Origin of the sequence: Sphingobacterium sp. 1.A.5 (assembly GCF_002734235.1) — a bacterium.
Classification (GTDB): Bacteria; Bacteroidota; Bacteroidia; order Sphingobacteriales; family Sphingobacteriaceae; genus Sphingobacterium; species Sphingobacterium daejeonense.
The window spans coordinates 59,953-83,548 of record NZ_PEBA01000003.1 but is presented as its reverse complement, the minus strand read 5'-3'; the positions used below and the strand labels follow the sequence as shown (position 1 = coordinate 83,548).

At 38.8% G+C, this 23,596-nt stretch carries 23 protein-coding genes and 3 pseudogenes; 18 read left to right on the top strand and 8 right to left on the bottom strand.

Annotation, left to right across the window (positions count from 1 at the left end; all coding sequences use genetic code 11):
* Nucleotides 1–31 precede the first annotated feature (31 nt).
* The 4 genes and pseudogenes from CRT24_RS02955 to CRT24_RS02940 form a co-directional block, all read right to left on the bottom strand.
* Nucleotides 32–1,189: an efflux RND transporter periplasmic adaptor subunit gene (locus CRT24_RS02955; protein ID WP_086946604.1), complete on the bottom strand. Its 1,158-nt coding sequence runs from the start codon at nucleotides 1,187–1,189 to the stop codon at nucleotides 32–34.
* Nucleotides 1,190–1,255: 66 nt separating this feature from the next.
* Entirely contained in the window at nucleotides 1,256–5,596 is a 4,341-nt protein-coding gene (locus CRT24_RS02950; protein WP_099369757.1) for a CusA/CzcA family heavy metal efflux RND transporter, read from the bottom strand.
* A 160-nt stretch (nucleotides 5,597–5,756) separates the two neighbouring features.
* Complete coding sequence (locus CRT24_RS02945; protein WP_045754278.1) at nucleotides 5,757–6,143, bottom strand: hypothetical protein; 387 nt, start codon at nucleotides 6,141–6,143, stop codon at nucleotides 5,757–5,759.
* A gap of 96 nt (nucleotides 6,144–6,239) precedes the next feature.
* A pseudogene (locus tag CRT24_RS02940) lies at nucleotides 6,240–6,869 on the bottom strand (TraM recognition domain-containing protein); the annotation flags it as partial.
* A gap of 29 nt (nucleotides 6,870–6,898) precedes the next feature.
* On the opposite strand from CRT24_RS02940, the gene CRT24_RS20590 reads away from it, so the two are divergent.
* Nucleotides 6,899–7,159, top strand: coding sequence for a hypothetical protein (locus CRT24_RS20590; RefSeq protein WP_045754276.1), 261 nt, complete (start codon nucleotides 6,899–6,901; stop codon nucleotides 7,157–7,159).
* A 445-nt stretch (nucleotides 7,160–7,604) separates the two neighbouring features.
* Here CRT24_RS20590 and CRT24_RS02935 read toward each other — a convergent pair whose 3' ends face one another.
* Complete coding sequence (locus CRT24_RS02935) at nucleotides 7,605–8,450, bottom strand: AraC family transcriptional regulator (RefSeq protein ID WP_045754275.1); 846 nt, start codon at nucleotides 8,448–8,450, stop codon at nucleotides 7,605–7,607.
* 18 nt (nucleotides 8,451–8,468) lie between these two features.
* The gene (locus tag CRT24_RS02930) at nucleotides 8,469–8,993 is read right to left on the bottom strand and encodes an FUSC family protein (protein WP_045754274.1); all 525 of its coding nucleotides are present in this window, start codon (nucleotides 8,991–8,993) and stop codon (nucleotides 8,469–8,471) included.
* A 116-nt stretch (nucleotides 8,994–9,109) separates the two neighbouring features.
* Between CRT24_RS02930 and CRT24_RS02925 the strand changes: the two genes are divergently transcribed.
* The 3 genes from CRT24_RS02925 to CRT24_RS02915 all read left to right on the top strand — a co-directional run bounded on the left by CRT24_RS02925 (nucleotide 9,110) and on the right by CRT24_RS02915 (nucleotide 11,434).
* Entirely contained in the window at nucleotides 9,110–10,024 is a 915-nt protein-coding gene (locus CRT24_RS02925; RefSeq protein WP_045754273.1) for an AEC family transporter, read from the top strand.
* 123 nt (nucleotides 10,025–10,147) lie between these two features.
* Nucleotides 10,148–10,927: an SDR family NAD(P)-dependent oxidoreductase gene (locus CRT24_RS02920; RefSeq protein WP_099369756.1), complete on the top strand. Its 780-nt coding sequence runs from the start codon at nucleotides 10,148–10,150 to the stop codon at nucleotides 10,925–10,927.
* Nucleotides 10,928–10,960: 33 nt separating this feature from the next.
* Nucleotides 10,961–11,434: a Dps family protein gene (locus tag CRT24_RS02915; RefSeq protein WP_045754271.1), complete on the top strand. Its 474-nt coding sequence runs from the start codon at nucleotides 10,961–10,963 to the stop codon at nucleotides 11,432–11,434.
* A gap of 1,011 nt (nucleotides 11,435–12,445) precedes the next feature.
* Here CRT24_RS02915 and CRT24_RS02905 read toward each other — a convergent pair.
* Nucleotides 12,446–13,553, bottom strand: a pseudogene (locus tag CRT24_RS02905) (IS3 family transposase).
* A 180-nt stretch (nucleotides 13,554–13,733) separates the two neighbouring features.
* On the opposite strand from CRT24_RS02905, the gene CRT24_RS02900 reads away from it, so the two are divergent.
* The 3 genes and pseudogenes from CRT24_RS02900 to CRT24_RS21370 form a co-directional block, all read left to right on the top strand.
* The gene (locus CRT24_RS02900) at nucleotides 13,734–14,105 is read left to right on the top strand and encodes a VOC family protein (protein WP_099369755.1); all 372 of its coding nucleotides are present in this window, start codon (nucleotides 13,734–13,736) and stop codon (nucleotides 14,103–14,105) included.
* A gap of 41 nt (nucleotides 14,106–14,146) precedes the next feature.
* Nucleotides 14,147–14,746 carry a hypothetical protein gene (locus CRT24_RS02895; RefSeq protein ID WP_144034495.1) on the top strand — a complete coding sequence of 200 codons (600 nt, stop codon included), beginning with the start codon at nucleotides 14,147–14,149 and terminating at the stop codon, nucleotides 14,744–14,746.
* Nucleotides 14,747–15,120: 374 nt separating this feature from the next.
* Nucleotides 15,121–15,219, top strand: a pseudogene (locus CRT24_RS21370) (DUF1801 domain-containing protein); the annotation flags it as partial.
* A gap of 39 nt (nucleotides 15,220–15,258) precedes the next feature.
* Here CRT24_RS21370 and CRT24_RS21175 read toward each other — a convergent pair.
* On the bottom strand, nucleotides 15,259–15,666 hold the full coding sequence (locus CRT24_RS21175) for a hypothetical protein (RefSeq protein ID WP_144034494.1): 408 nt from the start codon (nucleotides 15,664–15,666) through the stop codon (nucleotides 15,259–15,261).
* 191 nt (nucleotides 15,667–15,857) lie between these two features.
* On the opposite strand from CRT24_RS21175, the gene CRT24_RS02890 reads away from it, so the two are divergent.
* The 11 genes from CRT24_RS02890 to CRT24_RS02835 all read left to right on the top strand — a co-directional run bounded on the left by CRT24_RS02890 (nucleotide 15,858) and on the right by CRT24_RS02835 (nucleotide 23,581).
* The gene (locus tag CRT24_RS02890; RefSeq protein WP_218962566.1) at nucleotides 15,858–16,481 is read left to right on the top strand and encodes a patatin-like phospholipase family protein; all 624 of its coding nucleotides are present in this window, start codon (nucleotides 15,858–15,860) and stop codon (nucleotides 16,479–16,481) included.
* A 274-nt stretch (nucleotides 16,482–16,755) separates the two neighbouring features.
* Nucleotides 16,756–16,989, top strand: coding sequence for a RidA family protein (locus CRT24_RS21365; RefSeq protein ID WP_218962569.1), 234 nt, complete (start codon nucleotides 16,756–16,758; stop codon nucleotides 16,987–16,989).
* Between the two features lie 299 nt (nucleotides 16,990–17,288).
* Nucleotides 17,289–18,164: an AraC family transcriptional regulator gene (locus CRT24_RS02875; RefSeq protein ID WP_144034492.1), complete on the top strand. Its 876-nt coding sequence runs from the start codon at nucleotides 17,289–17,291 to the stop codon at nucleotides 18,162–18,164.
* Nucleotides 18,165–18,454: 290 nt separating this feature from the next.
* A complete protein-coding gene (locus CRT24_RS02870) occupies nucleotides 18,455–19,096 on the top strand; it encodes a hypothetical protein (RefSeq protein ID WP_099369750.1) in 642 nt (213 codons plus the stop codon).
* Nucleotides 19,097–19,171: 75 nt separating this feature from the next.
* Nucleotides 19,172–20,023 carry an NAD(P)-dependent oxidoreductase gene (locus CRT24_RS02865; RefSeq protein ID WP_257213961.1) on the top strand — a complete coding sequence of 284 codons (852 nt, stop codon included), beginning with the start codon at nucleotides 19,172–19,174 and terminating at the stop codon, nucleotides 20,021–20,023.
* Nucleotides 20,024–20,092: 69 nt separating this feature from the next.
* Nucleotides 20,093–20,548: a DoxX family protein gene (locus CRT24_RS02860; RefSeq protein WP_257213956.1), complete on the top strand. Its 456-nt coding sequence runs from the start codon at nucleotides 20,093–20,095 to the stop codon at nucleotides 20,546–20,548.
* A 12-nt stretch (nucleotides 20,549–20,560) separates the two neighbouring features.
* Complete coding sequence (locus CRT24_RS02855; RefSeq protein WP_099369748.1) at nucleotides 20,561–21,196, top strand: LysE family translocator; 636 nt, start codon at nucleotides 20,561–20,563, stop codon at nucleotides 21,194–21,196.
* A 17-nt stretch (nucleotides 21,197–21,213) separates the two neighbouring features.
* Nucleotides 21,214–21,651 (top strand): carboxymuconolactone decarboxylase family protein, encoded by a 438-nt coding sequence (locus CRT24_RS02850; protein WP_099369813.1) that lies wholly within the window; start codon nucleotides 21,214–21,216, stop codon nucleotides 21,649–21,651.
* Nucleotides 21,652–21,683: 32 nt separating this feature from the next.
* Nucleotides 21,684–22,280, top strand: coding sequence for a hypothetical protein (locus tag CRT24_RS02845; protein ID WP_099369747.1), 597 nt, complete (start codon nucleotides 21,684–21,686; stop codon nucleotides 22,278–22,280).
* A gap of 11 nt (nucleotides 22,281–22,291) precedes the next feature.
* Complete coding sequence (locus tag CRT24_RS02840; protein ID WP_134776054.1) at nucleotides 22,292–22,729, top strand: hypothetical protein; 438 nt, start codon at nucleotides 22,292–22,294, stop codon at nucleotides 22,727–22,729.
* A gap of 183 nt (nucleotides 22,730–22,912) precedes the next feature.
* A complete protein-coding gene (locus CRT24_RS02835) occupies nucleotides 22,913–23,581 on the top strand; it encodes a flavin reductase family protein (RefSeq protein ID WP_099369745.1) in 669 nt (222 codons plus the stop codon).
* The last annotated feature ends 15 nt before the right edge of the window (nucleotides 23,582–23,596 follow it).

The following is a 23,596-nucleotide window of genomic DNA, read 5'->3' as shown; positions in this document are numbered from 1 at the left end:
TTAAATTTTTATATCAGATTTTATCTGACTGTTATTCTTCATCTTCACTGGTATTTTTCAACTTCATCAATATGGTATAGGCGTTTTTGACCACGATTTTCTTACCTTGAAAATCAGCAAAGTTGAGGATTTCAACAAAGCCATTTTCGGAAATTCCCAATGTGACCGGGACCATCTTCCAGGTCTGTTTCCCGGTTTCTGTAAAGACATAACTTTTCCCTTCAAAATCCACCACGCTTTCTTCCGGAATAGCATTGGCAAAAGAATTTTCTGTTTTCACTTCGGCATTCATATACATTCCGGGAATGAGTGCAGGATCGTATTTTTCAAAATGACAATTAACCTCAGCCATGCCGCTTCCGTCCACGTCTTTACTCGTCAGCAAAATTTCACCGGCATATTTTTTTGAAGGATCTACATTGGTATAAGCCACAATCTGTTGCCCGGTTTTCAGCATTTCCAAATCCTTTTCATACACTTTTAAATTGAGGTGAATATCAGAAGGATTGATGAGTTTAAACAGCACATCCGAAGACGTTACATATTTGCCTACATTCACATTCACCTTGCTCACAAAACCGTTGATGGTACTATAGACAGGTACGCTCTGCTGAATATTTCCGGCAGATATCTTAGCCGGATTTATGTTGACCAACTTCAGTTGCTGGGCAATGGAATTCATCAGAATTTTCTGATCGCTCATAATGGATTGTGCCTGCTGCATCACTTTATCACTACTTGCCTGGCTTTGGTTGAGCTTAGTTTGTCGGTTATAATCCAGTTGGGCAAAGTGGTATTTGGATTTTGCCATCAGATAATCCTGCTGCAACTGTACAAACTGCGGATTTTCAATAACGGCAATTACCTGACCTTTAACTACTTTCATCCCTGGCAAAAGGCGGGTGCTTTTCAGATAGCCGCCCAGCGGTGTACTTACGGAAACCAGATTTTGCGGTGGTACATCAATTTTACCGTTGAGTTTCAATACGGTGGAAATATGCTGCATCGACAGTTCCGCGGTTTCAATGGGGGTATTGTGTAACTGTGCATCGGTGAAAATAACCGTGTTTTCGTCTTTCGGATTTGCAGTTTTGGTGGCGGTGGTTTCTTGTTTTTGTTGACATTGAACTGCGGAAAGCAGTACTATCAAGACCAAAAAATAAGAACCGTATAATTTTAATATTTTCATTTTCTTGTCTAATTATATATTGATTTGAAAAATTCTGTTTACTGTTTAAAATATCCTGTTCATCAACTACTGAATCGTGATATAATTCAGTTCAACCACGCTTTCGTTTAGTTTCAATAGGGCATCTGCATAATTGCTTTTGAGCAAAACTGCCTGATTGACGAGCATTACAAATTCCAGATAATTGATTTCTCCGTTAATGAATTGTTGCTGTGCTGTTTTGGTAATGATGTCTGCATTTTTCAGTTCATCAGTTTCGTAACGGTTGATGATTTCGAGATTCGTTTGATACATTTGCTTGAGCTGTTGCTGTTTTTTCTCTAATGCAAATTCCGTATTATGCCAATCGTTTTCCGCAATGCTTTCCGCCACTTTAGAAGCGTGAATTCTTGCCTTTTGTCCGCCTGAAAATATTGGAATGCCAACACCTACCATCACCGAATGAAACTGTGGTGTAGCAGAATACAGTTTATCATCAGGTCCCATACCTTTGAACGAATTGAGATTATAACCGATTTGCAAATCCGGAAGAAGTCTGGATTTTTCCACTTCGGTTTGTTTGCCGGCAACCGTTTTTTGCTGTTCCAATACATGTAACAAGGGATGCGAAGCATTTTCCTGAAGCAAAAGAACCGGTCTGGAATTTTCCAAAGGAAGATATTCCGTTTCGGAATTGAGCAACCAACTGAACTGCAACTGCAAGGTTTTTATTTCCTGCTGCACTTGTTTCAACTGAATCTCAATTGCCGATTTTTGGTTGGAAGCCGTTGTTTTTTCCAGAATATTGCTTTCTCCAGCTTTTAAACGCAAACTGGCTTTGTCTAAAAATTGGGTGTACAGTTGCAACGTTTCATTCAGCAATTTTTCCTTATCTTTCCAATACACCATCTGGAAATAACTTTGGCTGACGGCTTTTTTCAGTTCAAATTCTTTAAGCGAAACATTCAACTGGCTTTTTTTCCATTCTTCGGAATGCAAATTTTTCTGTTTCTGATACACAGTTGGAAAAGCGATGCTCTGTGAAATCCCGAATTTCATATCGTTGTATGCACTATTTATTTGTCCGTAATCTGCTGTAACTGCGGTTTGCGGAATATCGGCATTAGAAGTTTTAATCAATGCTTTGGCATAATCCGAACGCAGTTTTTCATTTTTCAGGTTGCGATTGTTTTGCAACGCTGTTTGCACGGCTTCATCTAAAGAAATTATGGTTTGTGCCTTCATTTTTATTCCTGAAAACAGCATAAAAATCAACAGAACAGAGGCGACATGTTTGGATTTTGGTTTTTTCATTTTAAATCCATTTTCGATATTGACATATAAAAGCGGTAGGACAAAAAGGGTGAGCAAAGTGGCCAATATCAGTCCGCCAATTACCACGGTCGCCAAAGGTCGCTGCACTTCTGCTCCAGCACCTGTGCTTATTGCCATCGGGATAAAGCCGAGGGAGGCAACGGCTGCGGTCATCAATACCGGACGCAATCGGCTTTCGCCGCCATCAATCACAATTCTGACGATATTTCTAATGCCGTTTTTATGCAGTCGGTTAAATTCTGAAATCAATACAATACCGTTCAAAACCGCTACGCCAAAAAGAGCGATAAAACCAACGGCAGCACTGATGCTGAAAGGCATTCCGCGTAAATTCAACATAAATACACCTCCGATGACCGACAACGGAATGGCGGTGTAAATCAGAAGACTTTCTTTAATCGACTTGAACGCCATAAACAACAGGACAAATATCAATGCCAATGCCAGCGGAACGGCAATCATCAACCGTTGTTTGGCGTTGTTCAGATTTTCAAAAGAACCGCCATACGTAATAGAATAGCCGGCCGGAAGTTTAATCTGTTTGTCCACTTTACCCTGCAATTCTTCCACAATGCTTTGCACATCACGGTCTTTGATGTTGAAGCCGACGACAATACGGCGTTGTGCATTTTCACGTTGAATTTGATTGGGACCTTCCACCACATCTACGGTTGCCAGCTGATTGAGCGGGATCTGATTGCCTGCAGGTGTTGGAACCAATAGATTTTGAATATCATTGATGTTTTTTCGGTCACTGGCATTCAGGCGTACTACCATATCAAAGCGTTTTTCGCCTTCAAAAACCAAACCTGTACTCTGTCCGGCAAATGCGGTATTAATCACCCGATTGACATCTGCAACAGAAAGATGATACTGAGCAATCACGGGACGATTGTATTTTACCACCACCTGCGGAAGCCCGGAAACCGGTTCTATATAAAGGTTTTGTGTACCTTTTACCGTTTCAATGATTTTACCGAGTTGGTTGGCATTTTGCACCAAAGAATCCAGATTATCGCCAAAGATTTTGATGACCACATCCTGTCTTGCACCGGTCATCAGTTCATTAAAACGCATCGCTACCGGATACTGAAAACCAACTGTAATACCGGGCACATCTTCCAGTGCTTTGCTCATTTTTTCTGATAATTCGGAAAACGTTTTGGCGGAAGTCCATTCTTTTTTGTCTTTCAGAATGACCATCATATCCGAAGCATCCATTGGCATCGGATCGGTAGGCACTTCTCCACTTCCTATCTTGGTGACCACTTTTTCCACTTCGGGGAAACGGGTTTTTAAGATATGGGCTGCTTTTTGCGTACTTTCAATCGTGGTGGTAAGGTTGCTGCCCGGTAAAACGCGGGTATCCACCGCAAAATCACCTTCTTCCAAAGACGGAATAAATTCGCCGCCCATTCTGCTTAGCAGAATTATTGCCGTGATGAACAATATCCCGATTATGGTAAAAATGGTTTTCGGAATGCGTAAAACTTTCAGCAAGGTTTTCAAATAAAGCGCTTCTACTTTCTTCATTACCCTGTCCGACCACGAAGGTTTTAAACTTCTTTTCTTCAACAAAACCGAACTCATCATCGGAATGTAGGTTAGGGAAAGCAGAAATGCACCTAATAATGCAAACGCCACCGTTTCTGCCATCGGGCGGAACATTTTCCCTTCAATCCCCTGCAATGTTAGGATCGGAATGTACACAATGAAGATGATAATTTGTCCGAAAACTGCACTGTTCATCATTCTTCCGGCAGATTCTGTAACTACACTATCCATATCATTGGACGGAATTTTCAGCAGGCTCTTGAACTTAGGATTGAGGGATAACTGATGCAGGACGGCTTCTACAATAATGACCGCTCCGTCGATGATTAATCCAAAATCCAGTGCACCCAAACTCATCAGATTGCCGCTCACCCCGAAAAGGTTCATCATACAAATGGCAAAAAGCATTGCTAGTGGAATCACCGAAGCCACGAGTAAGCCGGCTCTGAAATTTCCGAGAAATAAAACGAGGACAAATACCACGATTAAAGCACCTTCCATAAGGTTTCTCTCTACCGTGCTGATGGCATTATTCACCATTTTGGTACGGTCAAGAAAGGGTTCTATCACCACGCCTTCGGGCAGGGTTTTCTGGATTTGAGCCACTTTGGCTTTTACATCTTTGATGACCTGACTACTGTTGGCACCTTTCAGCATCATCACCACCGCACCCGAAACTTCGCCCTGATCGTTGTAAGTCATCGCTCCGTAACGGGTGGCAAAACCAATTTTGACATCAGCTACATCTTGGATAAACAGCGGTACATCGTTGTTTTTATTGGTAATGGAAATGTTTTGAATATCCTCAATATTGCCCACCAAACCTTCGCTCCGAATGTAGAGAACGGTTGGCCCTTTTTCGATATAAGCACCGCCGGTGTTCTGGTTATTGGCATTCAGTGCATCAAAAACATCATTGATGGTAATGCCGTAAGCATTAAGTCGGTCGGGATTCACGGCAATCTCGTATTGCTTCAATTTACCGCCAAAACTGCTGACTTCCGCTACGCCTTTGACCTGAAGTAGCTGTCGACGCACAATCCAATCCTGAATGGTACGGAGTTCCGTAACGTCGTATTTTTGTTCAAAACCTTCTTTAGGACGAACGACATATTGATAGATTTCGCCCAAACCGGTAGAAATCGGCCCTAATTGCGGTGTTCCGATACCTTGCGGAATTTCATTCTGAACCTGTTGCAGCCGCTCTGCCACTTGTTGTCTTGCCCAATACACATCAATACCATCATCAAAAACAATGGTAACCAAGGACAATCCGAAACGGGAGAAACTGCGGATTTCTTTGAGTCCGGAAATATTGGAGTTCGCCTGTTCAATTGGGAAAGTAACCAGACGTTCGATATCGGTTGCCCCAAAAGACGGAGCGATTGTAATAACCTGCACCTGATTATTGGTAATGTCCGGCACAGCATCAATCGGTAATTTGCTTACCTGATAAGAGCCAATGCCGATTAAACCAAGAACCAATAATGCTATAATGAGTTTGTTCTTTACAGAAAACTCAATGATTTTTGTAAGCATAATTTATTCTGTTAATCGTAAATGATAAATAAAGAGATTTGACGTTTCCAATACATGATCAATCCTACAGGCGGACACAAAATACACCGACTGCCCGAATGAAAGTATTATCAAACAGCAAATGCACGATGAAAGGATTCATCGTGGAAATCAAAAAAGATTAACAGAATTTCGGAGGTTGCCAGATGGCAGAACGGTAATTGTTATCAGAAAATGTATCGTCCAAAGGCAAGGTTTTGGGTTCTTTGCCTACAAGTTTTTTGGTTTCTATATCAAAACTAAAAGGGGGGACAAGTACAAAACTGATATTCAAAACATCGATATGTACGATAAACGGTAATTGTTTGTCTTGTTCATAATCGTCATCGTGTGGATGGTTTTCCAGATGGCTCCCGGCGTAATGAACTTCCAAAAATTGCAAAACAGTAACCTCCGGATTTTTTTCTTTGTGATCGAAATAATGCTCTATAAGTATAGGAAACTTCAATAACTGACCTAATTCAGTTGTCGAAATTAAATACACAGACAATAATAATATTGAAAACATTTTTTTCACTTAACAAAGTTAATAAAAAAGTCTGCTCTCTTTTATAAGACGCTGTAATTTAAAATATTTCAAAATAAATGATTTAAAAATTCAATATTATCCCTCCTGTATCAAATGCTGTAAATTCGGGTCGTTTTTTATACGCTCCATTTCACTTTCCACGATATGAACAATGTCTAATTTTATCTGACGATAATTGTTCTCAATATCCCGTTTCATATTATCTTCTCCGCTTTCATCGACAAAGGATAAAATTTCCGGTATCTTCTGGTACGCTTTTGTTTCGGCAGCAACTTTCTCGTTATCTACTACAATTTCTGCGTGAAATATCTTTTGTTCTATACGTTCGTCAAAGTTATCGGACACTGAACCGACAAACATACCTTGTGTAAGTGTACTGATTTTTGAAGCTGGAATAAGACTGTCTAATTGGGTAGAAATTGAAGTTGATTTGTCATTTCGGTTAATCGTCATACTTTGGCGTTTCTGTAATACTTTCCCAAAGCGTTCTGACAGGCTCTTTGCCGTTTCGCCCACGACCTGACCGCTAAAAATATTACCGACCGTGTTCTGAATTACCTTAGCTTCCTTATCTCCATAGTCACGAATTAATTGGGAAAAATCCTGAAAGCCTAAGCAAACCGCTACCTTATTACTTCTCGCCGTTGCAATAAGATTGTCCAAGCCTCTAAAATAAATTGTCGGTAACTCGTCTATAATGACAGGTGCTCTTTGGAGGCCATAACTATCTATATATGGAGCTGGAGTTGGCAAATTCATGGAAACAGGGCCTGGGATATGGCCTGGGGGGAGTCGGTGGAGCTGCCATTGCACAGAACGCCATAAAGGGAAAAGGCATCGTATGGAACATCCACGACAAGCAGTTCAATATTTTCAGGAGCTGTAAGGATTTCAATGAATTCATCTTAGAGAGATATCCCGAGGGCGTTCAGGAATGCATAGATAGACAGCCCGATCTTCAGCAGGTTCGAGCAGCTGTTGAAAAGATCAAGTAGACATTGACAATTCATTTTGTGTGTTATTTTGTTTTCATTCTCTATCGATTATCCCTAATTTTATTTTAGGGTCATATCGCTTTTTTATTAAAATCCTCATTGATAATGTAAAACGAACGTACCATACCGGTGCTATAAAATTCAAAAGGAAATTCATTATTATTGCACATTTGATTAGAGCATGGATGGTCACAGGATATTTTCCAGAGTTCTTTATTTTATGAACTGAAAACACTAATACAGTTTATCACAAATTTTTCTAGATTGTCTTTTTTTGGAGGGTTACAATTACTTCCATAATTGTTCTTCATTTTGCTGTGAACAGTGAATTTAATAAGGATAATTACTCTTATACTTTTGGCAGGTTTGTTTGGCTATGAGAAGTAGATTTTGACCGATTAATGAACTCATTTTGTAATAAAATTATTTTTTATAATTCCTTGTTTCATTTCTTTTTTTTAGAAAGATCATAAAGAGATGGACTGTGACCTGTGTTGTTCTTATAAAAATGAGAAAAATGGCTTTCATCATTAAATCCAAATTCTTCAGCAATTTGGCTCATGTTAAATTGTCCAGATTTCAGTCTTTTATTAATAAGCATCAAACGGTAATGATTAAGGTATTCTCGGTAATTTATATCAAAATTACGTTTGAAATAGGCACTGAAATACGTAGTGGCAATGTTGAAATGTGAAGCAATATTCTTTATTTTTACTTTGTCAGGAATGTAAATGTGCTGATGGATATATGAAATCAATTGTTCCCTTGCTGGAAAATGGTCATTTCCGTTAAGCGACATATCCTGCATAGCTTCCTTTATAATGCCGAAAACAGAAAGCACCTGATGAAAAACGACAGGTGATGTAACAACATTATGCGAGTTGTTGTAAAGAAGTATATTATCAATTGTATTTCGTAGTATTTGATGAATTTCCGGGCTAAATTCTAATTTAACTTCCTTCAAGATTTTGTTGTTCATAATGCTTTCAGGATTGTTATTCATATAATCTTGAAATTTCCAGTGCTCTTTACTGCTAAAATAGTCATCTGTAAATTTAATGCAGATGACCCTGGTTTTTGTATCCATTTTAAAATTATGCTCATCCTCCGGAGAAATCACAAATAAGTCTCCTGAACAATATGAAAGATGATTTTGATTAATCTGATGAATCCCCATTCCATCATAAATATACACCAGCTCAAAATAATTTTGACCGTGAATCGTAAGGTGAAACGAAGCTTCTTCAAAATCTAATATTTCTAACGGGAAAAACTGTTTTAGTTTAGTCATGCTTTGCTCTCTCAAAAATTACTTGTTCGTTTTTATTTTTATTTGCTCTATGACGATAGTAGCGACAAGAGAGAGAGTACATCCGGCAACAGATTCAAGAAAACGCATTAATCCTGACCGCCAGACAATTTCAAAAGCTTTGTCATGGGTGCTCAATCCAACAATAATAACAGTAATACATCCAATTTTTAACGCTCCTGTCCATTTAAAAACAGAAATAAAAATACAGGTACAGAACAATGCAATGCCAATTGACAAAAAAAGATTTGTAGTAAAGTAAACTATTATTGTTGTCAGCAAAACTCCTACAAATGTGCCCAAAAGTCGGTCTTTCATCAGACTTTTAGCATTTTTTGGGAGGTCATCAAAGACCACAATAGCGGATACGGCACACCATATACCACTTAAATAATCATCAGAAAGTTGTAGTAACTTATTAATCCCAAGACCTAAAAAATAAGAAATTAGGATAACAAGCGTAAGTAAAGAAGCTTTTACAACAATACCGGCATCTGGGGGGTCTTTAAAAATTTCAAATTTCACAAATTATTTTTCAGATAGGTTAATATAACACAAATATACAAACCTTTATTTATTTTATACATACATGGCGGTATTCCAATCTGCTAATTTTGCATAGTTAAAATATTATTGAAATTATGGTCAATTTTGTGATGATAGCATTCTGCATAATTGCCGGAATGATATTTCGAAAAGCAAAATTAATTCCGCAAGATGCACATAAGGGAATCAACACATGGATTTTATATCTGGCACTCCCTGCTGTTTCTTTTAAATATATTCCTAAGATTGAATGGAGCAGCCAAATGTTATTTCCTGCTCTTTCTCCTATATTGGTTTGGGCTGGATGCTGGATTTTTATGGAATTTTATTCCCGGTACAAAGGGTATGGTCAACGCTCCCGAAGTACACTTGAGCTTGCTGGAGGTTACAGCAATACGTCTTTTATAGGGTTTCCATTGATTATGGCATATTATGGCGAACAAGATTTAAGCATAGCCATCATTTGCGACCAAGTGATGTTTGTACTTTTATCCACTGTAGGTATAATTTCAGCAATTAAAGGAAACCGTTCAGATAAAGAAGGAATAAAAGCATCAGTTTTGGTTAAAAGATTGCTGACTTTTCCGCCCTTTATAGGTTGTATGGGTGCACTTATCTTATCTAAGGTGACAGATTTGAGCATAGCTGAACCTTTCTTTGATAAATTGGCAGCTACGGTAGGACCATTAGCTCTTTTTTCCGTAGGGTTACAATTGAAATTTAAGGGATGGAAACAGGAAATCTCCCAGATTTCAATGTCCATGCTATACAAATTAATGATTGCTCCGGCATTGGTTTTAATTGCTTCAATTTTGTTAGGAATTAAAGGAGATATTGCACGTATAAGCGTATTTGAAGCAGCAATGCCCACCCTTATTACTTCCAGTATTATTGCAGAACAATTCAGGCTTAATGCGAGGTTAATTAACCTGATTATCGGAGTTAGCATTTTAGTTGGTTTTATTACTACAGCATTCTGGAACAGCATTATGCAGTTATTGGTTATCTGACAGATTTTAGAATGATTAAATCTTTTCTACATCATTTTGTCATCGTTCTACAAATAGACTTGGCTGATAATAAAGTAAATTTGTAATATAAAGAACAGATAGCTAACCTTAGAAAGATGAAATATGGACAATTTCAAAGATAAAACAGTATTTGTAACCGGAGCAGGTGGCGGAATTGGAAAAGCAATTGCTTTGACTTTTGCTAAGAAAGGTGCCCATGTAGCTTTGGCAGATGTAAAAAAAGAATTCGTAGAAAAAGTGGCTAAAGAAATCAAATCAATTGGAGGTAAAGCTTTGGCCTTGGCTGTAGACGTAACAGATTATGCTTCCGTAAAAAGTGCAGTAAGTGAAACAATAAATACCTTTGGAAGTTTAGACGTAGCCGTAAATAACGCTGGTGTAGTGGGTATAGGAAGTATCGAGGAAATAGATGATCATGAATGGGACAGAGTACTTTCGGTAAATGCAAAAGGTGTTTTTATATGTACTAAAGCGGTGTTAGAAGTCATGAAACCACAAAAAAGCGGAGCCATTATCAATACGGCCTCTATAGCCGGCAAAATGGGTATGGCACATTTATCACACTATGTAGCTTCTAAATTTGCGGTGATTGGTTTTACCAATAGTATTGCAAAAGAGGTTGCCGAAACGGGAATTACCGTAAATGCTATTTGCCCTGGTATCATTGGTACAGGGATGTGGCGTGGTGAAGGTGGTATCGCAGACCGCTGGAAACAAGCCGGAGAAACCGAAAGTCAGTCATGGGAACGTAACAAGAAAACACTGATACCGCAAGGTGTGGATCAGAGTGCAGGGGATATTGCTGATGCGGTTTTATTCATCGCTTCTGCTCCCCATATCACAGGGCAAGCCATAGCTGTTGATGGTGGGATGACTATGTAAAAAAGTATTATTAATAAATAAAAAAATCAAGAAATGAAAACGCAAATTGGAATTAAAAGCGAAAACAGGCAGGCAGTAGCCGAAATTCTTTGTAAATTATTGGCAGATGAATTTGTATTGTACACCAAAACAAGAAATGCACACTGGAATGTTGAAGGACCTGACTTTCATTCTATGCACATTTTCTTCGAAGGTCAGTATCAACAATTGGCAGACTTGATGGATGGTGTAGCTGAACGTATCCGTACGATAGGTCATTATGCCCCCGGAACATTAAAAGAATTTTTGGAACTTACGCATCTTAGCGAAGTCACTAACCAAAAGAATGACAGTGCTGGTTTTATAACAGAACTCTTGGCTGATCATGATACTATAATCGATTTTATCAGGGGTAGTATTGATGCGGTTCAGGAAAAATATAACGATGCCGGTACCAGCGATTACATCACCGGATTTATTGAAACCCACGAAAAAATGGCGTGGATGTTAAGAGCACATTTGAAGTAGTAATCTATTAAATTCTCTTATATTATTGAACAAATGCAACTTTTAGTTAAACAAGTTGCATTTATTTATTATAGCTTATTAGGATAGATCTCATTTTCTATTTTTTAGTAAATTCTGATTTCGCCAAATGTTTTTAAAATTTAGCATTATTCCGCTTAATAACCTAATCTTGTTGTATACGTTAAAATCTTAGGTAGGTCTGAATATCAAGTTATTGTGGTTTCCATATGACAATTTCTTATAAATATTTGAAAAGAATTAATGAAATTTATTAGAATTAATCGATAAAAAGGTATAAATGAAGTAATTAACTTCCAATTTGGTTGATTTCCATAAATTGGTGGGAAAGTTTCCTAAACCCCAACTGTGATAAGTTTATCCAAAAACTGAAAGTAGTTTTAGGAAATTTTTTTGCTTCTCTTTTTTTATATTTCTTGTTCTGTTTTTTCAGTTGGTCCAACGTAAATATATGGTTTAGTAAATTTTCATTCAAGTATAAAATTTAATATTATGAATTAATACTTTAGCATGTAATGAACTTATCGACAATTAGACTCCCTAAAAACATTAATCAAAAATCCAACCTGTAATCCTTCATTATGGGAAATTAGAGGTCTCAAAGCTTTCTTGGAGGACCCTTTGAAATAACTTACTGTTTCCTTTAAATCAACCGTCACAAATACGTCACAGCTGTAAATTTTGAATAATAAAAAGAAGTTCATAAATTGCTAAAGCAAGCAGGAAACATAGATTTTTACTCCTGTTGAGGAGAGCCGGCCTGCAGACTCTTAATCTGTGGGTCCTGAGTTCGAGCCTCAGCGGGGTCACCTCTTGGGACAGGTCTAAAAATGATGTACTTGTCCCATTTTTTTTGCCCTGTAACTTGCTGTTATCCTGATAAATAAGAGCAATAGCAGAATTTAGTCTCGGAGTTCGATGTTGTACTGTAATCTTCCCCTAGCTAGCTACATTCAAAACTAAAAAATTTCAATCAGTTTTGCGATTGCTATCCTATTGGAATGTGGGAAATTCGGAGAGTTTTCCATATTTCAACAGGAACTCTGTCAGCGTTAATTGTCCCAATGAGGAATGGGGTCTTTCAATGTTGTACATCCATGCCCATGCATCTGCATATTTCCTTATTTCGGGCAAACTTTCAAACATATAGCTATCTAGTACATCTTGCCTGAATGTCCTGTTAAACCGTTCGATCAAACTGTTCTGTGTAGGCTTGCCCGGTTGGATAAACTCCCATTGTATACCGTTCTGCTCACACCATCCCCGCATAGACTCAGCAACAAACTCAGGACCATTGTCAGAACGGATCTTGTCGGGTTTGCCGCGCCACTCCAGTAGTTTTTCTAGTTCTCGGATCACCCGTTGTGCAGGCAGACTGGTGTCCATCGTAATAGAAAGAGCCTCCCGGCTGAAATCATCGATGGCGTTTAGTGTACGGATCGTTTTCCCACTGGCAAGCGTATCGTGCATGAAATCAAGGCTCCAGGTGATGTTCGGCCCAACAGGACACAGCAGTGGTGCTTTTACCCGAGCAGGAAGACGCTTCTTGCGCTTATTCCGCAAATTTAATCGCATGGCGGTGTATATTCTGTAAACACGTTTGTGGTTCCACATATATTGTAACTTTCGGAGACGGTGGTATATCATCCAGAAGCCCCATGTACGGTGCAGACTGGCCAGCTTTGAAAGCTGCTCGATGACTTCTGTGTCTTCTCTGCGCTTTGCACGGTAATAAAAACAGACGTACTGATATTAAATACGGCACAGGCCTGCCGGAGGCTCATCCCAAAATCTTCACGGGCATAACCTACAAGCTCACGCTTTTCGGCAGGCCCTAAAGCTTTTTTTCGATAACGTCTTTTAGCACGTTAATCTGAAGGGTCTGCTCGGCAACGATCTTTTTATATTGGGCCAGCTCCTTTTCCATTTCACGGAGTTGTTTGAGCTGAGATACTTCCATACCAGAGTATTTGCTCTTCCATGAATAGAATGTACCTTAGCTAATACCATGTTCCCGGCAAATATCGGAAACCGATTGTCCCGACTCCTGCTGTGATAAAATCTTAATGATCTGCGATTCGCTAAACTTACTTTTATTCATTGCCCCTAAATTATAAAACTACATTAATAATCGTAGCTGTTTGTAGGGAAGATTACAAAACTAGTTTTTAGGATGACACTTTTCAGGAATCGTTGATTTATTATATTTGAAAAATTATGCCTGCTGTTAAAGCTTAACAAAACAATTAACATACTCCATAAACAATAAATAGAAAACAAAATGACAAAACTTGATCCAATGATTGCCGTAAAAGATGTTGAAGTAAGTGCTGCATGGTATAGTAACATATTTGGGTTCAACATTGTACACGATGGAGTCCATTTTTCCGTTCTGACGAATAAAGACAATGAAATTGTGCTTTGCCTGCACGCTTGGGAAAGGGACGGTCACCCAACGATGAGAAACCAAAGTTTAACAGCAGGAAATGGCTTTTCTGATTGGAAGAAAGTGAAGCATAACCTCGAAGAAATCGAATGGACGGTTGAAGAAGAAATTCACCTAAATAAAAATTCACGCAGACAGGAATTCTCGTTCAGGGACCCCGATGGCTATTTCATAACGGTAACAGAATTTCACATATACGAAGGATAAAAAAACAGCATACATCATCAATCTAAATACATTTTTAAACCATGCAAACAACATCAAAAACTTTTAAAATTCTGTTTTATACACTTGTTGTGTTCAATATCGCGCTCTTAACCGCTTTAAGTTTTATACTACTAAATGGCTCAAATGGATTTATGGACGCTGAAAGGATTAACATTAAAGACAAAACCGGAAAAAACAGAATCGTAATTTCTAATATGGATAATATTCCGCCTCCCATCATCAATGGTAAAACATTTCAAAGGGCAGTTAATCCGGCAGGGGTTATTTTTTATGATAATCACGGTGATGAACGAGGGGGGATTGCCATAACTGATAATGAAACCACAAATTTAAATGCTATAGCTTTAGACTATCAAAATGCCGATGCTATTGGTGTTCTCGCTCAGGATAATAAAGAAGATAGTTATTTTAAAGCCGGTTTGATTATTAATGACAAAGACTTGTCTGGCAAACCAGGTCACAATATTAATAGAATTAACCTGGTAACAGAAAACGGAAATGCCGCTCTGATTATGAAAGATGCCAACGAGGTACCAAGAATTATCTTAAAGGTTGACAGTTTAGGGAATCCATCTATCGAAATGTTTGACAAAAATGGAAATCTTAATTGGAAACCATAAAATCATTGTAGTATCAACAAAATAAAAATAAACAAAGAGGAAATCATGGAAGCTGGAAACAATTTTTTTTCAGCTCGGCTTGTGCGTAATAAACAACATACGAAAAACTATAAAAAATGAATCATAGAAAAGAAGAATTGAATGAAGCCAAAGTTGCAATTATGTCACTTCTAAGCAAATGTAAAAAGCACTACCTAATTTAAAGGAAAATTATTCTCAACAAGCTTTACTTGAACGTAGAATTAAAGCGTTACAGATTGCCTTAAATTTGATTGAAAAAGCACAGTTAGAATTAGCAAATAATTGATAAAACAAGGCTTCCACCATAATCAAACCGAAAGTATTGGCGGAATGCAAAAAAATATGGACGGAAAATCCGACAAATCGTTTTAGAAACAGGGTTAAAGGAAGAAATAAAATGGGGTGCTCCAATTTATACCTACAATGGAAAAAATATAGTTTCAGTTGGGGCATTAAAGGCATCTGCCAATATTGGTTTTTTCAAAGGGGTGTTATTGAACGATACCCATAAAAGACATTTCCCCTGTTTGGAAATCAATATTAAGCGGAGCAATAAGGCTGACAAGATGCTTTTTGTCCGCCGTATCCAAGCTTGGAAACTTTTTAAGAATAAAGACAAAAGAACGGCATCCCAACAGGCTTTGTTTATCGATGTCTTCTAATTTAACATTGATGTCGTTCAGTTCCCTTTTCAGACATTTGGAATTGACATGACATTCTCTTTTTACCGCACTGTAATCATCGGATTTGAGTACATCGGCGACAAATAGCTTTCGGGCTTGGGAAAGGGTTGATTCCTGTTCAATCAGTTTCCTAACGACCAGATTTCGATGCTGTAAATACATGGACTTTTGTGTGCCTGTATTCCAATCCTCTAAGATGCTCTTGAATAAATCCATCGCTCCGTTTGAGAGTACCCAATGTCGAAGTTTACGTTCACAGCACTCGTTCAGCAAGAGCACATTGATTCTTGTTTTGCATCTTTTTTGACAATGGTAATACGGGTATCGTTTTGTTGAACCTCGGGAGAAGCTTCCACAGAGTTTTCTGTTTCAGAGAGGACACACTAAGATTCCCCTTAGATAAAACGTTGCTTTTAAATCATCTCTTTGGAACAGGCGGTATAATGGCTGTTGCTTTGGCATTAGGGATTCCAGCGAAAGAAATCTATGAGTTATACCTCAATAATGCTCAAATTTTATTCGGTAACAAAAGAGGATTTCTAAAGCGGTTCAAATTTTCTGCTCATAGTCGGGACTCATTAGAGAAACTAATAAAAGATAAATACAGAGAATATCATAATGGAGAAGATGGCGAAGACCCTCGGTTAAAGCATTGTAAAACACATGTCGCAATTCCTATTTACGATTTAATGGAAGGTAGACCTTCTGTTTTAAAAAGTAAATATCACGATGCTTTTGTAAGAGATTATCATATACCTGCTTATCAAGCAGCTTTAGCAACATCGGCTGCTCCAACCTATTTCGATCCTTTTTCTACAGAGTACATCGATTTGAATGGGTTGGAAAGACCATTTCAAAATAAGGTGGATGGAGGTGTCTTTGCCAATAATCCAACGTTAAACGGAATCATCGAAGCAAAAAATGCATTCAACCTTAATTTGTCTGACTTACCGGTATTGTCTATTGGTACAGGCCATCAACGTTTTTGTGATGCAGGATTGGATAAGAAGAAAAAACAATCCATTCCCTAAGCTCACGGTCGACTGATGAATGGTGTGAATAATATGACGTATGTCCATTTACTTTTTCTGCAATCCTTTTTAGCTTGACGGCTACTTCTTCGGCCCGTCCACGACTATTTGGAAATACTAAAACTTTGTTGGTATAGGTTTCTTTGTAGAGATCTTTCAGCAACAAATTAAAATTACGCCGGGCGCTTATGAACTATTCCGTCTGGCACAGGGACAACGTGTAGGCGATTTGTTGTTTATTTAGGGACAGACCGCTGTTGGCAAGGAAGGAAATCTGATAGGCATAGGTGACTTTGATGCACAGGCAAAAATGGCTTTTGAAAATCTGGACAAGGTATTGAGAGCTGGAGGTTCAAGTCTGAAAAACGTGGTAAAGGTCACTATCATGCTCCGTGACATGAAGAACTTTGAGAAGATTGTCGAATTGAGAGGCAAATACCTTACCCCCCCCCTTATCCGGCAGATACTATTTTTGAAGTATCGTCATTGTTTTCGCCGGATGCATTGATTGAGATTGAAGCCATTGCTGTGGCTGATGCGCTGGCAGATTGGGAAAAGTAATACGAAAATAAAACCAGTCACAGTAAGGAGTGGATAAGCAGTATCTACTCCTTGTTTATTCTGGACATTTATAGACAACTAAGTATAAATAACCATACATTATCAAATGATAATAATTGCGTATTTTAGTATTCTCTGATATACTAAGTTTGACATGAGAATAAACTTCACATTTCATAATTATCATTTTTCAATTTGGACGGAAAAGCATTCCCAGGACTATACTATTTTTTAGACATCTTCCTTATGATACAAAAACATTCAGATAACTTTGATCTGCTCAGAAATTTAAGGTCTAAAAAAAATGATGGACATATAGCGCCTTATTATCTGGCATCAAAAACGTGTCTTGAAGACTTGAAAATCACCAATCCCTTTAACAACTACTTTTATACTATAGGTCTGTATTATGGTGAGGGAGCTCGCATCAGGATAGGCACTACCGATTATGATTTAACACGAGGAAGCCTGTTGACGATTGGCCCCGGAATGACCTGTCAATGGCTCAATACCAGTTTTCCCTCAAATGACACCCTGTTTTTTTATGATGATATTTTCGTGAATAATTTCAGCAGGTCATTTTTCTATTCTCTCGAATTTTTTTGTCCCGATGAAAAGAGTGTAATGCAACTCACCGACAGGCAATTCGAGGAAATGCAACAGCTTTTCAGCACGCTTCGGGCAATAGCTGATAAGCCCGAAGCAGTATCGGGAATACTATATTCGATCCTGATCATTTCACAGAAATATTTCTGGAACCAGTACCGGGCCAATAAAAAGGAACTCAACGGTAAAGAACATACCGTTGTAAAGTTTAGAGAATTAGTTTCAAAGAATTTCTCGCAGTATAAAGATGTTGCTTTTTATGCAGAACAGTTGCATATATCACCAAAATACCTGAGCGAAATATTAGTAGAATACACCGGGCTTTCGGCGAAAAAATGGATTGAGTTCCATATCATGCAGGAGGCAAAGTACCTGTTGAGCTTTTGGAATATGTCTGTCAAGGAAGTGTCCTATCAACTTGGCTATACAGACTCTTCTCATTTTTCCCGTGCATTCAGAAGCTACGAAGGCCAGCTCCCCACTGAGTTCAAAAATACAATTGAAATTCCTGCATAATCGCGGGTTCTACATCAAAAACAGAAAAAACTACATTTTTTGCCGTCATACTTACAGTATTGACGGCTAGGCTCCTTCATATCTTCGTATGGTATTACATAAAACGTACAATGAAGTTTAGATAAGATGTATTTCTTTCGTTACGAAAAGACAAGACAAATCACCAACGGAAGAAAATATCCTGAATAGGTTGTCACGTTTTCTGCACTTCATGTGTCCATATTTTAAACAGTGGTTGACTGTAATAATTATCCGACCACAGCCTAACAAAAAGAAATTTGAAGGGAACGATGAAAGAAACAACGAAAATAAAATACTTGCTGGCCTGCTTGTTTTTCAGCATGTGCTACTTGCACAGCCGGGCGCAAGTTCCTGTAGAAATCACTGCAGGGAATTCGAGTTACTATTATCAGCATATGTTTTCCGGTAAAATCATAGCGGAAAAGCCGTTTGGATTTTTTAATGCGTCTTCTATTTTGCTTCCTTACGACAAAAAACGCGGAATTGAAGTGATGAGCCAATCGTATCTTACTTACGAAATAAATAAACGCTGGGCAACTGGTTTGGGTTCTATCTATGCACCGGGAAATCGGTTTGTGCCTTCGGTTTTTGTTTGGTTTTTCAATAAAAAAAATGATTTATCGTATCTCATTTTTACGAGAATGGATGTTTGGTCTAAACCCAGTCTTGAGCTGTTCGGTTCTGTGGAATATCAAGGAAGCAAAAATCAGGATTTTAATCTTTATGCGCGTTTGCAGCTTCAATATATTACTTCAATGCATAGGAACGGGCACTTAAAGAGCGTGCAATATGCAAGATTAGGAGTGGACAATAAAGGTGTACAATATGGTTTGGGTATAAACTTTGACCAATACGGCCCAAATACTGAACACTACAGCAACTTTGGACTTTTTGTGCGAAGAGTATTCTAACAGAACTTTTAAAATACAATTAAATATGAATATAGATAACATCAAAACAGAAAAACCCACAACAAAAGGGAGAGCATAACGGTACTTGGATTGGGTAATATGGGAGCCTCTTTAGCCCATACATTTATCAATCAAGGTTATGATACTGTTGTATGGAATCGCAATATTGAAAAATGTAAACCATTGATTCAGGCAGGTGCTGCAACTGTGGAAACCCTTGATGGAGCAGTTGCTGCCAGCAAGAATATTGTTATCTGCCTGTTAAACAATTTTGCGGTAGATGAAGTGCTTGGACAGCTAACCGGCTCGGTTGCCGGAAAAGTATTCATCAATTTAACGAGCGGTACTCCTGCCCAGGCTCGTGTTTTTGCGGAGTGGGCAGAAAGTCATAACGCTTCCTATATCGACGGAAAAATCTTGGCCGACCCACCCGATGTTGGGACACCAAAGGCTCAGTTTATGTTCAGCGGGAAGTCAGATGTTTTTATCTCCCAAGAACACATTTTGAAAAAATTGGGTACTATTACCTACTATGGCGAAGAGTACGGCGCAGCAGCGGTGGAATTTTTGGCTCAGGTAACTATTGGCTATGAATTTTTAATCGGCTTTTTGCATACCCTTCAATTGGTGCATCAGGAAGGTGTGGATTTAACCGCTTTTGCACAGCGGGTTGCGGGAACCCTACAGGGTTATGGCCCATTGCTGTCCCTAATGGTCAGTGAAATTCAGTTGGGTACTTACAAGCCCGACTTGGGGCCGCTTCAGGTTCAGGCCGCTATGTTTGATGACCTCATCAATCATCGAAAATCAAAAAATGTGGAAACTCTGCGCATGCAAGAGATCAAAAATCTCATGGACCGTAGAATAGCTGATGGGCATGGAGCGCAGGGATTTTCGAGTTTATTCGAACTAATAGGGAAACAATAGCAATTACCAGCATTGACCACAATATTTGAAGGGGATACAAACAAGATATAACTAGAATAAAAGAGGAAAATGATGAAACAGAAATTTTTTAATACGCACAATGATTATACAGGTCTGATCATTCGCCTGACAATCGTTATCGTTATGTTTCCACACGGAGCACGGGCTATGTTGGGCTGGTTTGGTGGCTATGGGTTTACCCAAACTTTGGAGGGGTTGCAACAGATGGGACATCCGTGGCTGGTGGGGCTATTGGTTATTGTAATAGAGTTCTTTGCACCCATTTTTATAATAATGGGCTTTGCCTCCCGTTTTTGGGCAATTGCATTGGGTGGACTTTTTATCGGAATAATTTTATTTGGCGGACATCTCGAGCATGGCTTTTTCATGAACTGGTTTGGCGATAAGGAAGGTGAAGGATTCGAATATCACTTGCTGATGCTCGGCTTATGTCTGGCACTTTTCATTCAGGGAAGTGGAAAATATTCACTGGACAATTTGATATCCAAAAAACTCACAGCTTAAATTTAAACAACGATGATTCCGATTCATGAACTTTTGTGGTTTGCTTTGGCTGCATTCCTGATGGTTATCAGCCCGGGGCCGAATATGATTTATCTTATTTCACAAAGCATTACGCAGGGTAAAACAGCCGGGCTTGTTTCACTAGTTGGCGTTATCTGTGGTTTTTTATTTCATATCGTCCTGGCGGGATTTGGATTGACTGCCATATTACTGGCTGTTCCCTTTGCTTACGGGATACTGAAAATTTCGGGCGCTATTTACTTGTTGTATTTGGCGTATCAGGCCATTAAACCCAATGGCAAAACATTTTTTGAAGTGAATGAGGATATCCCCAAAGACAAGCCTCGAAAACTGTTCCTGATGGGCTTTTTAACCAATCTGTTGAATCCCAAGATGGCTGTCTTTTACCTGTCTTTTTTTCCTCAATTTATCAAACCGGAATATGGCTCCATATTAGGTCAGAGTATGGCATTGGGTATTACACAGATTTTTATCAGCTTCACCATCAATTTTATTATTGTAATGACCGCTGCAAAAATGGCTTCTTTCCTTACAAAAAATCCACTTTGGGTAAGGGCGCAAAAATGGTTTATGGCCAGTGTACTGACTTTTTTAGCCATAAAAATGGTGATTTCAAAAGCTAAATAATGACAAACAAAATAAATATGGAAAACAGAATAGACATACAGCAGCTTGAGCCGGATGCATTCAAGGCAATGTTCGCTCTGGAAAATTACCTGCACAATTCAGGACTATCTAGAACGCAATTCTATCTGATTAAAATTCGTGCTTCGCAAATCAACGGTTGCGCTTTTTGTATCAACATGCACACTACGGATGCATTAAAGCAGGGTGAAACCGCACAGCGAATTTTCCTGCTCAACGCCTGGAAAGAAACCGGATTATTTACCGAGGAAGAGAAAATAATTTTAGCCATAACCGAGGAAGTAACCTTAATCAGCCAAAACGGGTTAAGAGATGAAACGTACAGAAAGGCCGAACAACTTTTTGATGGAAACCAGATTGCACAGATCATAATGGCGGTTGTTACGATAAATGCATGGAACAGGATTGTAATCAGTACCAAGAAAACAGTAGTATAAAAAGAATAATGAACTAAAAATGATACTCAATTATGCAAACAATTCCTAAACCATTCAAAATCCTGGTATCTGTCCTTGTAATTTCCAATGTCGTGTTGATGATTTGTATTGTCTACCTACATTTAAATAACAGGCCAAACTTTAATGCAGAAAGAATAAATATCAATGATGCTTCGGGAAAAAACCGTGTCGTTATTGCAAACACAGACCATATTCCCGAGCCCATTATTGATGGAAAAACGTATAAAAGAGCTTACGCCCCAGCAGGTCTTATATTCTATGACAAGAACGGCGACGAAAGAGGCGGTCTTGCTATTACCGATAATGAGCAGACTAACTTAAATGCCCTATCATTCGATTACCAGAATGCAGATGCCATTGGAATTCTCGCACAGGATAATAAAAGCGACAATTATTTCAGGGCTGGGCTGGTGATCAATGACAAAGACCTGTCGGGGAAACCCGGACATAATATCAACCGTATCAACCTGATAACGGAAAACGGGAATGCGGCTTTGGTAATGAAGGATAACAATGAAATACCGAGAATTATTCTAAAGGTTGATAGTGTGGGCAACCCGTCCATCGAAATGTTTGACAAAGACGGTAAGCTGAACTGGAAACAATAAACTCAAGCCTTATGAAACAGACATTAAAAACCGTCATCCTTATCATACCCATTCTTATGGCGGTGAATACTTTTGGTCAACAACAAAATCAAGTCGAAATGGAACAGAATAACGGAGAAGAGCGTACTGTTACGGAACATGTCGCCGTCATCGATAAAATCAGCATTCCCAAAAAAGCTATCGCGGAGTATTCCCAAAAATCGCTTTTCATCAGAAATATACTTCGGCAGCAGCCCGGCTTTGTAAAATATGAAATCTTTCAACAGACAGGCGATAGTGGAGACCTTCGGGTCATTACGGTTGCCACTTGGGCAGACCGACAGCGGATGGACGATGCCAGAGTGGTCATACGGGAGGCAATGCAAAAAGCGGGGATTAAAATGCCCGCCTTTTTAGAACAACATGGTATTACGATGGAAAGGGGTATCTATCAGATGGTCGAGGAGTGAGTCTTATAGATTTATAGCAGACTTGATAATTATCTTCAAGAAAGTATAAAACAGTGATGTCTTAATGTCTATAAGAGAACTTGACCGGATTCCGCAAGAAACGGATTTCAATAGATGCATGGTATCGTTAATTTTAAAAGGAACAGCAAAGCTGAGTAATGAAATCATAAAAGGTATTCTAACATGCACATTAAAAGTTACCCTTCCATTCTGTACTTCGGCACACCGGTAGTACTTATCAGTACCAAAAATCCAAATGGTACAGATAATCTTGCACCTATATCTTCGATCTTATGGTTGGGGTGGCGGTGCATCATTGGTCTTGGGACTTCCTCCCAAACTGCCAAAAACCTTTTGGTAACCAAAGAGGCCGTATTAAACCTGCCCTCGGTAAACGAGGCAAAGGCAGTGAACCTACTGGCCAGAACCACGGGTTCTAATCCCGTGCCCCAATCTAAAATGTTAAAGGGGTATCGTTTCGAAGAAAATAAATTTGAAATAGCAGGATTGACAGGGACCCCGTCCGAAACCATCAATGCCTGCCGGGTGAACGAATGCCCTGTACAAATGGAAGCTGTTGTCATGGCCATTCATAAATTGGCAGAGGATGAACCATCACAACAGGGGAAGATTATCACATTTGAACTTAAAATAAATAGGATATATCTCGACAAATCAATCATAATGAGCAATCATCCAAACCGGTTTGATCCCGACAAGTGGAAACCACTCATTATGAGCTTTCAGGAGTTTTATACGCTTGGCGATAAAGGACATGAATCGACGCTCGCAGAAATTCCTGAAATTTTATACAATACCAACGATAGAAAATCAGCACAGGAGGAAGTTTAGTGAAAACAAAAATAA

Coding starts and splice junctions, on each gene's coding strand:
- CRT24_RS02935 (WP_045754275.1), bottom strand. CDS start 8,450: ATGACTAAACTAAAACAGTTTTTCCCGTTAGAAATATTAGATTTTGAA.
- CRT24_RS02895 (WP_144034495.1), top strand. CDS start 14,147: ATGCAAACAACATCAAAAACTTTTAAAATTCTGTTTTATACACTTGTT.
- CRT24_RS02900 (WP_099369755.1), top strand. CDS start 13,734: ATGACAAAACTTGATCCAATGATTGCCGTAAAAGATGTTGAAGTAAGT.
- CRT24_RS02955 (WP_086946604.1), bottom strand. CDS start 1,189: ATGAAAATATTAAAATTATACGGTTCTTATTTTTTGGTCTTGATAGTA.
- CRT24_RS02875 (WP_144034492.1), top strand. CDS start 17,289: ATGATACAAAAACATTCAGATAACTTTGATCTGCTCAGAAATTTAAGG.
- CRT24_RS02855 (WP_099369748.1), top strand. CDS start 20,561: ATGATTCCGATTCATGAACTTTTGTGGTTTGCTTTGGCTGCATTCCTG.
- CRT24_RS02835 (WP_099369745.1), top strand. CDS start 22,913: ATGCACATTAAAAGTTACCCTTCCATTCTGTACTTCGGCACACCGGTA.
- CRT24_RS02845 (WP_099369747.1), top strand. CDS start 21,684: ATGCAAACAATTCCTAAACCATTCAAAATCCTGGTATCTGTCCTTGTA.
- CRT24_RS02920 (WP_099369756.1), top strand. CDS start 10,148: ATGGACAATTTCAAAGATAAAACAGTATTTGTAACCGGAGCAGGTGGC.
- CRT24_RS20590 (WP_045754276.1), top strand. CDS start 6,899: ATGGAGCTGGAGTTGGCAAATTCATGGAAACAGGGCCTGGGATATGGC.
- CRT24_RS21175 (WP_144034494.1), bottom strand. CDS start 15,666: ATGGATTTATTCAAGAGCATCTTAGAGGATTGGAATACAGGCACACAA.
- CRT24_RS02840 (WP_134776054.1), top strand. CDS start 22,292: ATGAAACAGACATTAAAAACCGTCATCCTTATCATACCCATTCTTATG.
- CRT24_RS02945 (WP_045754278.1), bottom strand. CDS start 6,143: ATGTTTTCAATATTATTATTGTCTGTGTATTTAATTTCGACAACTGAA.
- CRT24_RS02850 (WP_099369813.1), top strand. CDS start 21,214: ATGGAAAACAGAATAGACATACAGCAGCTTGAGCCGGATGCATTCAAG.
- CRT24_RS02915 (WP_045754271.1), top strand. CDS start 10,961: ATGAAAACGCAAATTGGAATTAAAAGCGAAAACAGGCAGGCAGTAGCC.
- CRT24_RS02950 (WP_099369757.1), bottom strand. CDS start 5,596: ATGCTTACAAAAATCATTGAGTTTTCTGTAAAGAACAAACTCATTATA.
- CRT24_RS02860 (WP_257213956.1), top strand. CDS start 20,093: ATGATGAAACAGAAATTTTTTAATACGCACAATGATTATACAGGTCTG.
- CRT24_RS02925 (WP_045754273.1), top strand. CDS start 9,110: ATGGTCAATTTTGTGATGATAGCATTCTGCATAATTGCCGGAATGATA.
- CRT24_RS02870 (WP_099369750.1), top strand. CDS start 18,455: ATGAAAGAAACAACGAAAATAAAATACTTGCTGGCCTGCTTGTTTTTC.